This is a genomic window from Neobacillus mesonae (assembly GCF_001636315.1).
In the GTDB taxonomy this organism is placed as follows: domain Bacteria; phylum Bacillota; class Bacilli; order Bacillales; family Cytobacillaceae; genus Neobacillus; species Neobacillus mesonae.
On record NZ_KV440949.1, the window covers coordinates 1,148,258 to 1,162,048 of the forward strand.

General features: G+C 39.9%; 15 protein-coding genes. 5 read left to right on the forward strand and 10 right to left on the reverse strand.

Translation table 11 applies throughout. The annotated features are described in order from the left end of the window. Nucleotides 1–21: 21 nt before the first annotated feature. Nucleotides 22–342, forward strand: a complete 321-nt coding sequence (locus tag A6749_RS05765; protein WP_066386122.1) for a PepSY domain-containing protein — start codon at nt 22–24, stop codon at nt 340–342. A gap of 62 nt (nt 343–404) precedes the next feature. Here A6749_RS05765 and A6749_RS05770 read toward each other — a convergent pair whose 3' ends face one another. Next, complete coding sequence (locus A6749_RS05770; RefSeq protein WP_066386126.1) at nt 405–1,244, reverse strand: YtnP family quorum-quenching lactonase; 840 nt, start codon at nt 1,242–1,244, stop codon at nt 405–407. 68 nt (nt 1,245–1,312) lie between these two features. Beyond that, on the reverse strand, nt 1,313–1,975 hold the full coding sequence (gene trmB / locus A6749_RS05775; protein WP_066386129.1) for a tRNA (guanosine(46)-N7)-methyltransferase TrmB: 663 nt from the start codon (nt 1,973–1,975) through the stop codon (nt 1,313–1,315). Between the two features lie 141 nt (nt 1,976–2,116). Here trmB and A6749_RS05780 point away from each other — a divergent pair, with 141 nt between their 5' ends. Beyond that, nucleotides 2,117–2,395 (forward strand): YtzH-like family protein, encoded by a 279-nt coding sequence (locus A6749_RS05780; RefSeq protein WP_066386130.1) that lies wholly within the window; start codon nt 2,117–2,119, stop codon nt 2,393–2,395. Here the strand turns inward: A6749_RS05780 and A6749_RS05785 are convergent, their stop codons facing one another. The 5 genes from A6749_RS05785 to pepV all read right to left on the reverse strand — a co-directional run bounded on the left by A6749_RS05785 (nt 2,396) and on the right by pepV (nt 8,683). Beyond that, nucleotides 2,396–3,169 (reverse strand): phosphotransferase family protein, encoded by a 774-nt coding sequence (locus A6749_RS05785; RefSeq protein WP_066400846.1) that lies wholly within the window; start codon nt 3,167–3,169, stop codon nt 2,396–2,398. It abuts the gene before it with no gap. 232 nt (nt 3,170–3,401) lie between these two features. Then, a complete protein-coding gene (gene pulA, locus A6749_RS05790) occupies nt 3,402–5,540 on the reverse strand; it encodes a type I pullulanase (RefSeq protein WP_066386132.1) in 2,139 nt (712 codons plus the stop codon). A 155-nt stretch (nt 5,541–5,695) separates the two neighbouring features. Then, on the reverse strand, nt 5,696–6,256 hold the full coding sequence (gene thpR, locus A6749_RS05795; RefSeq protein ID WP_153043006.1) for an RNA 2',3'-cyclic phosphodiesterase: 561 nt from the start codon (nt 6,254–6,256) through the stop codon (nt 5,696–5,698). Between the two features lie 126 nt (nt 6,257–6,382). Further along, entirely contained in the window at nt 6,383–7,237 is an 855-nt protein-coding gene (gene dat, locus A6749_RS05800) for a D-amino-acid transaminase (RefSeq protein ID WP_066386136.1), read from the reverse strand. A gap of 24 nt (nt 7,238–7,261) precedes the next feature. After that, nucleotides 7,262–8,683 (reverse strand): dipeptidase PepV, encoded by a 1,422-nt coding sequence (pepV, locus tag A6749_RS05805; RefSeq protein ID WP_153043007.1) that lies wholly within the window; start codon nt 8,681–8,683, stop codon nt 7,262–7,264. Nucleotides 8,684–9,098: 415 nt separating this feature from the next. Between pepV and A6749_RS05810 the strand changes: the two genes are divergently transcribed. Next, a complete protein-coding gene (locus A6749_RS05810) occupies nt 9,099–9,320 on the forward strand; it encodes a DeoR family transcriptional regulator (protein ID WP_066386137.1) in 222 nt (73 codons plus the stop codon). A gap of 180 nt (nt 9,321–9,500) precedes the next feature. After that, nucleotides 9,501–10,850, forward strand: a complete 1,350-nt coding sequence (locus tag A6749_RS05815; RefSeq protein WP_066386143.1) for an amino acid permease — start codon at nt 9,501–9,503, stop codon at nt 10,848–10,850. Nucleotides 10,851–11,042: 192 nt separating this feature from the next. Here the strand turns inward: A6749_RS05815 and A6749_RS05820 are convergent, their stop codons facing one another. Next, the gene (locus A6749_RS05820; protein WP_066386145.1) at nt 11,043–11,474 is read right to left on the reverse strand and encodes a DUF2935 domain-containing protein; all 432 of its coding nucleotides are present in this window, start codon (nt 11,472–11,474) and stop codon (nt 11,043–11,045) included. Nucleotides 11,475–11,524: 50 nt separating this feature from the next. Further along, nucleotides 11,525–12,049, reverse strand: a complete 525-nt coding sequence (locus A6749_RS05825; protein ID WP_066386147.1) for a hypothetical protein — start codon at nt 12,047–12,049, stop codon at nt 11,525–11,527. A 95-nt stretch (nt 12,050–12,144) separates the two neighbouring features. On the opposite strand from A6749_RS05825, the gene A6749_RS05830 reads away from it, so the two are divergent. Beyond that, nucleotides 12,145–12,894 carry an AAA family ATPase gene (locus A6749_RS05830; protein ID WP_066386149.1) on the forward strand — a complete coding sequence of 250 codons (750 nt, stop codon included), beginning with the start codon at nt 12,145–12,147 and terminating at the stop codon, nt 12,892–12,894. Nucleotides 12,895–12,930: 36 nt separating this feature from the next. Here the strand turns inward: A6749_RS05830 and speD are convergent, their stop codons facing one another. After that, complete coding sequence (gene speD, locus A6749_RS05835; RefSeq protein ID WP_066386151.1) at nt 12,931–13,737, reverse strand: adenosylmethionine decarboxylase; 807 nt, start codon at nt 13,735–13,737, stop codon at nt 12,931–12,933. Between the last annotated feature and the right edge of the window lie 54 nt (nt 13,738–13,791).

Sequence of the window (13,791 nt, forward strand, 5' to 3'; positions counted from 1 at the left end):
TGATGTTGGAGGTCCTGCTAAATGAACTGGAAGTCGTTTATCGTAGGTGCCGCAGTTGGAATTCTCAGCGGTTATGCCACACGTGAAATTATCTTAAAAAAATCAAAGGTTTCACCTGAAAAGGTATTGGAAAACGTTAAAAAACAATTTACTCAAACTGGACCTATTACGGGTTCCTGGATTCATATGGCCGCAGAACCGTATGAAAAACACGATATTCATTATCAGGTGTACAAGGGCGGAATATCAAAGAACATTGACGGGGTTAACGAGCAATACGAATTTACCGCCGATGCTTCCACCGGAACCCTGATTGATGTCCAACGTTTATCGGCATCATAGGATAAAATGGAAAAGGGTGTCAGGCACCGCTACAATAGTGGCGTCTGACACCTTTTCTTATGCTATTTCGATCGCTTAATACACTCAATAATCTGCCCATCTTCTCCCCATTTAACTGCCCTATACACAGCATCATGATAAAAAGTAAACCAGGCATTTTTCTCCATAGCGTATGGCTGCCACTTTCCTTTTGCGGCAATGGAGTCCATCGGATAATCGTCATAAGCCATCACCCATAAGACATTTTGATGGGCATGTGTAGCCAAAATATCCGCCATATGAATCGCCATTTCACCGCCATCTTCAATAATAATGATGGAATGGCCATTGCTATGGCCGCCTGTATGAACCATGGTAATCGGGCCTAAACTCCAAGTTTCATCAAATGGCTCGACCTGTGTTTCAATCACTTCCCAGTTTTCTTTCCAATATGTACTCTTTGACCGAATATTAGGATTTCGCATTTCATCCCACTCAATTTGCGATGTAATGATTTTCGCATTCGGGAATACCGATACATACTCACCGTTTACAGGCTTTGTCAACCCACAGGCGTGATCAAAATGCAGATGGGTCATTAAAACATAATCAATTTTCGTTGCATCAAGTCCTAAGCTTTCTAATGAAGTATCCAGCTCCGATTCCTTTGTTACCCCGAAATTCCGGATTTGTTTTTCAGTTAACTTTCCATTCCCCAGTCCTGATTCAATTAAAATATTTTTTCCGTCAACTTGAATCAGGATAGGATCAGTCGGCAGCTCAATTTGATTTTTTTCATTTGCCCGGTATTTTCTTGACCAAAGCGCTTTTGGAACTACTCCAAACATTGCACCGCCATCTAAATTGGTTACCCCGCCGGACAACCATGTAAGGGAGACGCTCCCTATCTTCAATGTATCCATTTTCTCATCTCCTTTTTTACAGTTTACCATTGTGCGACAATTAAGAAAAATAAAAAAAGACAACCCTATTAAAAAGAGTTGTCTTTTGATTTCGGTTGAAATTTTACCTCACAGCGATAAATGCGATTGCCTTGTTCGGAAAATTTCTGTTCGTATTCTGTCATCATATTGCCTTCAAAATCGCTCTTATGAAGATCAAGGCTGATAAACTTTAATAACATGCCGTAAGCCGAAAAACTCATTAGTGAGTATTCAAATAAGCCTTGATTATCCGTCTTAAAATGAATTTCGCCGCCGTCCACCATAATATCCTCATAAAGCTTTAAAAAATCTTTATACGTTAATCTTCTTTTTTCATGACGGGTTTTTGGCCATGGGTCAGAAAAATTCAAATAGACACGATGTACATCATTTTTAGTGAAATATTTTGCTAAATCATTCGCATTGACATTCAACAGCTTAAGGTTTGGCAGATCTGCCTCAATTAAGCGATCCAATGCCGCGACGATGACACTGTCAAACAGCTCGATTCCGATGTAATTAATATCTGGATGAGCTTTTGCCATTTCTGTAATAAATCGGCCTTTTCCTGTTCCTACTTCAATATGAAGCGGCTGCTGATTACCGAACGCCTCATGCCATTTCCCTTTATAATCTTCCGGATTTGGCACAACATATTGTGGATTTTGCGCTATTTTATCCTTTGCCCAAGGTTTATTTCTAAGTCTCATATTGGCACTCCTAATAAATCATTTCGTTTTCGTTCACAACATATCATGAAGCCATTTTTCTTGCAAGTGTATAAACAAAAAAAGAATTCACAACCTAAATGTGAATTCTTTTTTTCATTTCACTTGAAAGGGTGCACCGATATGCCATTAAGTCATCAAGACCAAGTAACATTACTGAAAGATATATTAAATAATCATCAAACCGATTGCTGCGGGTCAACAGCAGAATGTGAACAACTGGAACGATTAACCAAATCACTGATGGTAAATGCGCAGGTCAATCAAAATGTAAAAAACATTTTACAAGATGTTTACTATTACAGCCAGACAGGGGCGCAGACTGCTGATTTAGACCAGCATATTTTATCCAACCAAGAAAATTTATCACAATGGGTTAATAATATCGATCAGTTTTCATAACTAAAGGATTTCATGTAAAAATTGTATCCAATAGTTCATTTCTTCAAAACGAGTCTTATTTTTATGAAATTGTATAAATGAAATCGTTTGAAGCACAACATACCATTTCATTCGCAGTCTTAAATTGTCAGTAAGCTCTTCCCCATACATTTGCAGCCAATCCTGCCAATTCTTTTCGGGAATGTATAAGTAAAGAAGCATTCCTAAATCAATCGCAGGGTCGGCAATCGAAGCTCCGTCCCAATCAATTAAGTACAACTGGTTGTCTTCCGTAAGCAGCCAGTTGTTATGATTGACATCACCGTGACAAACAACCTTTTCATCACAATGGACATTTTGAACTTCTTGTTCCAAGAAATTAAGTGCTTCTTTTACCTCTGGCAAAGAAAGGGTTTCTGTATCAATTTCCCTGATTACCGATTGAAAAAACATTTCGGGATTTAAGGGAGATTTCTCTAAGCGGCTGAGCATACCAAGCATCGGCTCTGAACGGTGAATTTTCTTTAATAACCGAGCAACTAACTCTTGGTTCATCTCAGGCGGCTTGAGTTCCCGTCCTTCAAGCCATTGCTGCGCAGTAATGACATCCCCGTTTTCCAATCTTTTCGTCCAAACAAGCTTTGGGACGATTCCCTCAGCAGACAACACAGCCAGAAAAGGGGAGGAGTTTCGTTTCAGAAATAGACTTTGATCCTCGTACCTTGCATAAAACGCTTCACCAGTGGCGCCGCCAGCAGGACTTATTTCCCACTCTTGTCCTAATATATGTTCCAACATTGTTCACCTTCAATTTATGCCGTTCTATTGGTGGCAGGGGGTCCTCATACCTAACCCGCGGATGAAAAGGACCAATTATTTCAGAGGTAAAACCCAGACGTCCAAAGGTTCTACCTTTTTTACAGCCAATTCCAATTAAGTTTTTCAAATGTAAAATAAAAAAAAGCTATTGATATATTTTTCTACAATAGCCATCTTTATAAATTTTATCTCCAATTGCCTTTTTTCGTCAAGTCATCTTTTTAAAGAAAACATTTAAGGAAATGGGGGCAATCTTTGCCCGTTCTTGGAAAGTATCTCCTTTTGGCGTTTTTCCGGCATAGCGATCATTAACCAGCACCGCCCACTCGCCACTTGGAAGAACAATTGATCGGCTTTCGGCAGATGGATTGATTACTAATAGGAGACTCTCTTCTCCATTATTAAGAATGCACCCTAGAAGTGGAGGGGCCACGGTAAACGGGCGAATCTGAGTCCGAATTTCCGCTGCTGTCCGGAAACGAAAGCATCGATAAGCATTTCTAATTCTAATCAGCCCTTTAATGTATTCTACATTATTTTTATATTTATTTTTTCGCGCCCAATCAAGCTTATTAATGGAGTCAGGAGAACGATAACTGTTTCCGTCTCCTTGTTTAGTCCGGAAAAACTCCTGACCGCTATGAAGAAAAGGAATTCCTTGAGATAAAATGACAATACCCGTTGCCAAGCGATGATAACTCTGTCTCACTGCTTCGTCCGTTTCCTTCTGACAGACTTGAAGCTTATCCCATAATGTATGGTTATCATGGCATTCAATATAGTTTACCGTTTGAACCGGTTCATTAAACAGCCCTTGTTCTTCATTAAAACCTATGCTTCCGGTAATGACTTCGAATGCGGCATCGAGGTATTGGTCATTTCCTATGGCGTATCCTTTATCATAGATATTAAACGTACTGCCTTTAATCGTATCGCGAAATCGATCGTTAAATTGAGCAATTCCCGGCATTTTTTTCTGATTGGCAATAATGGCTTTTTGCTTAAAGGGGAGCGGTGTATTTAAATTCCAGCCTTCTCCAATCACGATGATATCCTTTGAAACAGCATCACATACTTTTTTCACTTCGTTCATTGTATCAATATCCAAAATTCCCATTAAATCAAAACGAAAACCGTCAACATGATATTCCTCCAGCCAAAACCGTACCGAGTCTACGATAAATTTCCGTACCATCAGCCGTTCTGAAGCGATATCATTCCCGACACCAGTACCGTTTGACGGCATCCCTATCTCATTGTGCCGGAAATAATAGCCTGGGACGATCTTTTCAAATGAGGACTGTTCACGACTGTACACATGATTATAAACCACGTCCATTATTACCCTAAGTCCTGACCGATGGACTTGATCGATTAACTGTTTTAATTCTATTATTCTGGAATAGGGGTTAGCGGGGTCAGTGGAATAACTGCCTTCTGGAGCATTAAAATGAAGGGGATTATACCCCCAGTTATATTCTTGATGTGGATTTAATTCATCAACACCTTCAAAATCATGAAACGGAAGAAACTCTATATGGGTAATGCCCAAATCTCTGACATATGACAAACAAGTCTGCCCGCCTGAGTTATCATTTGTATCCAGTTCACCCGCGCCTAGGTACAACCCTTTATCCTTAACGCCGCTGTCTTCGTGGATGGTGAAATCCCTTATATGTGTTTCATAAATAATGGCATCAACCGAACTCTCAATGGGTATGAGATCCATTTTCGGGCGATCTGTTTTTCTTAAATTGACGATCACTCCCCATTTCCCGTTTGCTGTAACCGCCTTCGCATAGGGATCTACGGCCTCTCGCCATTCCTGATTTATTTGGATAAGAAAACTATATTGATAACATTCCAAATCGCGGTGCACAATTGCCGTCCAGACGCCTTTCTCTTCCCGCTTCAGTTTGACTATCTCAGAATAACAGCTTTTGGTTGAGCATAATTTTAACTTTACTTGTGACGCGGTTGGGGCCCACAGCTTGAAACAACTTCTTTCCGGTTCGTAAGTCACTCCCAAATCTGTCCCGCTATAATAAAACATTTGGTCAAACGCTTTGGTTCTAATCACGGCCCCAATTTGAAGGTCCGTTTTCCCGCCATGTTCATCAATGATCCAATATTGTGTTCCAAAACAATATTTTTCTGAAAACTGACATACATATTTATAATGTCCTTCTATTAAAAACTTTTTCACAATTTGCAATCGACTCTTCCCAGGCCTATCTGTAAGATAAAATGACGAAGACAAGCCTTGGTGGTACGAAAGGGGAAGAAGAATCGTAATCAAGTTCATCTCGTCCAAATAGGCTAGAAAATCCCTCTTAATGGATACCATTCGAATCCCTCTCTTTTACATCAGCTTCTTTATATTCCGCATTCTTATCAACATGTGAAGGCCTGCACCGATCATGTTAATGAAACTCGAAACCGCTAGAATCGATTCAAGTGTTATATTTTTATGCTTGATATTTCCATTCATTACTTTATTCATTACCTTGACTTTAATGGAAAAATAGCTATAGCTTCATACTTCGGTGTACGATTAAGATATGTTTGATATAATACGATGTCTGTTACTTTGAAATTAAGTGGTTTAGGAGAATTCTTATCTAACAAGACTTTCTCAAATCGTGTCATTGAATTCCATTTTCTTGCCAGTGTTATATGGGGGCGAAACGGTCTCGTTTCCAGCTGAAATCCGGCCTGCCCACAGGCTGAAAAAACCTGGTTTCTAATCAGCTGAAGTTCCTGGCTTTTCGCAGTATCAGCCCATAACACTCTCGGGGAATCTTCCCTTCCGAATATCCCAAGCCCTTGGATTTGTAGAGAAAAGGAGTTTTCATCTTTTAAAGCCTCTCTTACTAGGTTTTGAGCCGCAGTAAGTTGCTCAGGGTCAGCATTCCCGAGAAATGCCAATGTGATATGCAAATCCAAATGATGCACCCAGCGGCTGAAAGGGAAGGTTTCCTGCCAGTTTTCAATCAGCTGCTTCATACTGTTCTTCGTTTCTTCTGGGATTCTAACCGCAAAGAAATAGTGAGTGTGTCCCATTATGTTTTCATTCCTTTTTATCATTTTATTCTATTTTCACCCAATTGTATCTAGCTTTAGACAAAGATTTTTTTAACTGCTAAAAAGACGTGGAGCAGCATATCCACGTCTTTTGTCTAAGAAATTTTATATAATGCCGCATTGGTTTTCGATTTCTTGTTTGAACAATGCTTGTAATTTTTTGGTGATAGGACCTGGGGACCCGGTGCCTACTTTTTTCTCGTCAATGACCACGATAGGAGTTACTTCACTGGTTGTGCTGGATAGGAAGACTTCATCCGCCTGTGCCAGTTCCTCAAGTGAGAAGGTGCGCTCTTCGACCGGGATTTCGTTTTCAGCACAAGCCTTCAAGATTACATCCTTTGTGATTCCTTTTAAAATCAGATTATTTGATTCATGTGTGATCACTGTCCCATTTTTCACAATATAAACGTTAGAAGAGCTTCCTTCCGTTACATCCTGTCCTCGGTGCTGGATAGCCTCGTAACAGCCCTGTTCCGCAGCTTTTTGTTTCGCTAAAATATTTCCCAGCAGGTTCAAGCTTTTAATATCACAGCGCAGCCAGCGGATATCTTCCGTTAAAATTGTTTTCACACCTGATTGCAGATTAGCCTCTGGGATCGGCATCTCTTTCGTATACGCTGTTATCACCGGGACAACATCATCCGCTGGAAATGCATGATTTCTCGGTGCTGCTCCTCTAGTAATTTGCATATAAACTATTCCAAGCTTGAGATTATCTTTTTCAATTAGGTCCTCAAGCATTTTCGTTATATTTTCAGAGGCATAAGGGATTTTGATGCCAATACTTTCAGCGCTTCTAACAAACCGCTCCATATGTTCTTTCACAGTAAACATTTTTCCGTTGTACACACGGATTACTTCGTATACCCCATCGCCAAATTGATAACCACGGTCTTCAATATCTACCTTTGCTTCTTCTCGATTAATGATATGGTCATTTACTATTGCGTACTTCATGTTTCCCCATCTCCCTTTGACATACTATTTATTTTGTGCTAATTCATAAATGGCTTGCGCATAAATGGCAGTGGCTCTTAACAAATCTTCAATATACATATATTCGTCTTTTTGATGGGCAATATCCGGTCGTCCGGGGAATAATGGTCCGAAAGCTACCCCTGATTTTAATGAGCGGGCATATGTCCCGCCGCCGATGGCAATTAATTCTGCCTTTTCCCCTGTTTGTTCTTCATAAACCCTTTTCAATGTTTGGATTAAAAATTCTTTTTCATCCACATGGTGCGGTTTGGAATCAGAGAAGTTTTCGATACCGAAGCCTTCTTTTGCTAGTAGTGATTCCAGCTTTTTCTTCGTATCCTCCATTTTATTTGTTACAGAATATCTGCAAGTAATTCCAACGCTGCCACCAGACTCTTGTGAATATAAGAATTTACCTGGATTAATCGTTAAATCACCAGAAACATCATCACGATAAGCAATCCCTAGGTTGACACCCCTTGAATCATCAAACAGAAAACGAGATATTAACTGAAAATATTGAGCTGCCTTCGCATCAAGTCTTAGCTTTGATAAAAAATCAGCTAAATACAGACCGGCATTTTTCCCATGTTCCGGCAGCGAACCATGAGCCGAAATCCCTTTCACTTCTAAAATGAGCTGTTCATTCTCTGAAGTGAAATGATGATCTAAGTCATGGTGATTCATGAAACTCGTAAATTGCTTGGTAATTTCATTCTTATCTGCTTTTACGGTTAATACGGCTTTAGCATAATCCGGCACCATATTATATCGTTTTCCGGAAGCGAAGCTCAATACGTTAATAGCATTATTTGATGCGTCTGGCGTGCCTGCATTTTGGACGATATCAAAATTAGAGATTCCTTTTTCGGCATTAATAATCGGAAAATCCGCATCTGGTGCAAACCCTAATGTCGGCATTTCTTCATGATTAAAATAGTGCTCGACACAGCGCCAGTCACTTTCTTCATCTGTCCCGATGATCATCCGCACACGTTTTTCGAGGGGCAGCCCCATATCTTTCACAATTTTCATCGCATAATAAGCAGCCATTGTCGGCCCCTTATCATCTAAAGCACCACGTGCATAAATTTTCCCATCGCGGATTTCCGCTCTAAATGGGTCACTCGTCCAGCCGTCGCCCTCTGGAACAACATCGACGTGACAAAGTACCCCAAGGAGTTCTTTTCCTTCGCCAAACTCCAGATGCCCCGAGACATTTCCAACGTTTTTCGCAATAAAGCCATCCTTTTCACCGAGCTGAAGCATGTAATCTAATGCCTCTTTTACTCCTTTCCCAAGAGGAGCCTCCGGTAAAGCATTCGCCTCGTCCAATATGCTTTTTATATGTAATAAACCTTGCGTGTCTTGAATAAGGGATTCTATCCTTTTCTCGACCTCACTCATCCAATCAATTTTTGTCAAATTTGCTCACACCCCCATTATTTGTATAAAAGTATCTTATCAATTTTGTCCGAAAAAACGAAATATTAATTTAAGAAAAAATGAATTTAGAAATTTGCAGAAAATTCAAATAACCAATCATAATTCTACTACTATCCACCATACCTTAATAATAAGTAATTAAACTAAAGGGGTGTTTCACAACTTTTTTCAAATTAATGGAACAAATTATACCCTTGCGGTAGAAATTTTCAGAAATTGTGGGTACAATAAAAGTAGATGTATGACATCTAGGTATTCACAATTAACCTTCTATAAATATAAAAGGAGATGTCTGCGCGGAAAAGAAAACTACATATGTTGAAGAGCAATCTTCAAAAAGGCTGTCGGTAGAGGGATAGACACTAGGTTTTAAAAAAGGATAGGGAGTGGTTCTTTGAAACCTTCAACTAACCGGATGTTAAACCGCATCAAATGTATCTACATGTTTATTCGTAAGAACGGCATTGTCACGACGCAGGAACTTGTAGAGGAATTTGGTATCACTCCTCGCACCATACAACGAGATTTAAATGTCTTAGCCTATAATGACTTGGTCAAAAGCCCAAGCCGCGGAAAATGGACAACAACACAAAAGAAAGTGAAGATGTCATCGTAATATTGTAAAATCAGTGAATAATAAGATAAGAATGGCACGCGAATCCTCGCGTGCTATTTTGTTACGTTGCTGACTGTTCTACTAAACAATCGGGATTGACATTTTAAAAAAAAATGATATATTAATATAAAAATACTTTAGCGCTTAAAAGCGTTTAAGCGGAGTAAGAAAAGGTGCATCATGGGACAAAAACAACAAGATTTAAATAAAGGCTTATTACCGCGTCACGTTCAATTTATCGCGTTAGCGGGAATGATTGGAACAGGGATCTTTAAAGGAAGCTCTGACACTCTTAACATCGCCGGACCAAGTGTCATTGTTGCCTATCTGATTGGCGGTCTTTTACTTTTTATTATTATGGCAGCATTAGGCGAGCTCGCACTCGCTTACCCCAACCACAATGTACAGCATTTAGTAAACAGAGCATTTGGATTCCAGATTGCTTTTCTGGTTGGATGGCTTTACTGGATTAACTGGATAATTGTTACTGTAGTAGAATTATTAGCAGCAGGGAGCTTTTTGCAATTCTGGCTACCGCAAACACCATTATGGCTGCTCAGCCTCATTTGTGCAGTAGTCATTATTGGAATTAATTTGTTTCAAGTAAAATATTACGGTGAAATGGAATTTTGGTTTGCCAGTGTGAAAATTATTGCTTTAACAGCATTTATTGTTTTAGGATTTTTACTACTTTTGGGCGTCATTCCAAGCGGCATTCATAACCCAATTTCAAACTATACAGCCCATGGCGGATTTTTCCCGCACGGCATTGGCGGTACATTCAGCGCCTTTTTAGTGGTTATGTTTTCATATGGCGGGGCTGAATTAATCGGTGTGGCTGTTACCGAAACAAAGAATGCTGAGAAGGTATTACCAAAAATCATTAAAAGTGCTGTTTGGCGGGTAGTAATCTTCTACATTTTCCCCATCCTCATTATTTGCGGAATCATGCCATGGGACAAGGTAACCGGCGAGGACAGCCCGTTCGTTCAAGTGTTTAGTGTAACAGGTCTGCCTGGGGCGGCACATATTATGAATTTCGTGCTCTTAACGGCGGTACTGTCAGCGGCTAACTCAGGAATTTATGCCACTTCGAGGACATTATTCTCAATGGCCCAAAGTGGTGTAGCACCTGCTGGGCTTGCAAAAATTTCCCGCAAAGGAATTCCTTTTGTTGGTATTATGTTGACTAGCCTTTGTATCTTGGTTGGTGTGTTCCTTGCTTACCTAACACCAAGTGAGGTCATCAGCTATCTTATGACGATTCCAGGGTTTACCGTCATGCTCCTTTGGATGAGTATTTGTGCTGCACAGTTGAAATTAAGGCCACATTACTTGAACCAGCCATCCTTTAAGGTAAAATGGTTCCCTTATACGACCTGGTTCGCGATCATAGCCTTGGGCGTAATATTTATTGGATTTTTATTTAACCCAAATAATATAACAGGAACTACAGTCAGTCTTATAACCATTGGATTGTTAATCCTGTTTTCATTTATTACTCGAAAGACTAATACTGTAACAGTTTAAATGCCAGCCATTACATGCTGGCTTTTTCTTTTGTGTAGACTATATCAAGATGATAGATCCATGAAAATTGCAGAGGAGGTCCTAATGTTTTTTTCGGTTGATAATAGACTCTGTTGATTTTTTTACTTTACCCGTCAACTTGATTCCAACAATTAAAAAAGCGATATCCCATTAAGGAATATCACTTTTATTTTATTGCTGTCTGCTTGTTAGGAGTGCCTGGGCAATTCCGATGAAGTACTCGGATTCACGGATGATGTGCACGAGTACTACTTTAGCTGTGTGATTTGAACTAACGGCGGCGCTATGTGTTTTAATTTGCTGACACAACTGAATGAACCCTTCACTTTGCTGCAGGCAATAGGAAACGAGTTCCATCACTTGCTGCTGCAATTGTTCTGATACCTGATATCCGGAGCGAACAACTGATTCAATATAGCGGATAACCTGCTGGTGCGTTTCCCCGAGTGCCTTCTCCCATTTTTTCAAAGCATCGACAAATTCAGGCTCGAGCCCGGTTACCAGCTCGCGGATGACAACTGTATGCTCTTCCTCTTGATGTTTCCAAAATTCCGCTTCATCTAATATCCTTAATGGCATTTGCTGGCCATAGTAAAATTGCATACAAACTCCCCTCCCATTCCAAATGTATGGGATAGGCTGTAAAAATATGCTTAGTTTCCTGCGCCGCCGTTAGCTGTAGCGGCATTGTTGCTTCTGCGCTTTTGAATCGCATTAACCCCCATAACAACTGCTATTAGTTCTTCAGTTGATAACTTATCGCTGTAATTTGTTAATTGGAAGGCAGGCGAAGCGAAGAAGCCGCTAACCTTTTCAAACTTGGCTATCTGGTTGGACTGCTCGTCGAAAATATCATACTCGCGCGAAAATGCTTCAGAATGAATAAGATATACCCCGCGCCCGTAAGCATCATATTCATATTTTTTCGACATGAACGTAAATATCTGTTTAAGGATTCCCAAGTCTTCACCGCTCGCCGTGGTTACCCTCCACTTATTGCTAAAAAAGCCAAAACTGCCGCTTACTGCGGGACGTCCATCCTTATCTAGTACATCCACACTGGAAGAAAAGGTGCTTTTTAAATCAAGTTCGCCAACCTTTTCTTTCTCACTATTAAAAATTTCTGTCACTCCTGCGGAAAAGAAATTATCTTTAAAAAATACAGTTTGATTACTCATCCCAATCCCCCCTGTATTTTTATTACGTTTCTCCATTGATATAGGTTTCACACTATTGGTACAATATTGGTAAATAGCAGACCCGAGGTAAAAAAATGTATTGGAACAGCCAATTTTTAAGAAGCATTCAATTAAAACGAAATGAGATTCCTTTTTTTAATCGGTATCCCTTTCATCTTCCATGTGTAAAAAATTTAGATGAGCTGCATTTTCACCCCAAAGTCACTTTCCTTGTCGGCGAAAATGGCATGGGTAAATCTACATTACTGGAGGCCGTCGCCGTAGCCTTAGGGTTTAATCCTGAGGGAGGGTCCTTAAACTTTCATTTTTCTACCTATGATTCTCATTCTCCGCTTGGGGATTATCTCAAACTCATTAAAGGAGTGGATAAACCAGGGGATGGATTTTTTCTGCGGGCTGAAAGCTTTTACAATGTAGCTTCCAATATTGAGGAAATGGACCGGGAAGGCCTTGGGCGCAGGGTGATTGATTCCTTTGGCGGTGTTTCTCTTCATGAGCAGTCTCATGGTGAGGCGTTCTTTGCTACGTTTCTTCATCGTTTTGGCGGAAATGGGATCTATATTTTGGACGAACCGGAGGCAGCGCTGTCGCCTCTCAGGCAAATGTCCATGCTGACGCGGATTCATGATTTGGTTCAGAATAATTCCCAATTTATCATCGCGACCCATTCTCCAATCATAATGGCATACCCCGATGCGAAAATTTTTGAATTTACAGATACCGGAATTATCGAAAGTAAGCTTGAAGAAACAAATCATTACAAGATGATGAAGCAATTTTTCGATGATAAAAATCGAATGCTTCACCATTTACTGGACGAATAATGGAAAAGAGCCCGGAGGTTTCCGAAGCTCTTTTTTCTATACAATATTTTTTCCGTAAAAAATCTCATCCATTTCCAGCTTGATTCTTTCTGTTATTTCATCTACTTCTTTTTGCGACAATTTATCTTTTGTATATCCGAACAGATAGTTATTAATATCAAAATCCCGCAGCTTGCATTTCGTATGAAAAATATTTTCCTGATAGACATTCACATCAATCATATCGAATAATTCAATCACGTCATCAGGAATGTAATTTTGAATGGAGCTGATTTCATGATCGATAAATAATTTGTAGCCGTCTTTGTTCCTTGTGAAGCCGCGGACCCGGTAATCAATGGTCATCACGTCAGTCTCAAAGGAGCGGATTAAATGGTGCAATGCCTTCAAAGGTGAAATTTCTCCGCAAGTGGAGACGTCTATATCGGCCCTGAATGTGCTGATCCCCTCGTCCGGATGGTATTCAGGGTATGTATGAACCGTTACATGACTTTTATCTAATTGAAGAACAACTGATTCCATTAATGGTCCGGGTGATTCCTCAAAAATTTCAGATGCCGGATTTTCAACTGGTGCTTCCGATACTAAAAATGTTACACTTGCCCCCGCAGGCTCAAAGTCCTGACTAGCGATGTTCAAGACATGTGCACCAATAATATCGGCGACATCCTGTAAAATTCTTGTCAATCTTTCAGCACTATATTGCTCATCAATATATTTTAAATAAGCCTCACGCTCTTCTTTCGTTCTAGTAAAGCAGATATCATACATGTTAAAGCTTAGCGACTTGGTTAAATTATTAAAGCCGTGTAACTCAATCGCTTTTTCATGTGTTAATTTCATCAACACTTCCCCCCATAGATTCTTTATTTAGTAAGATACCCAAAGTTTAGGTAA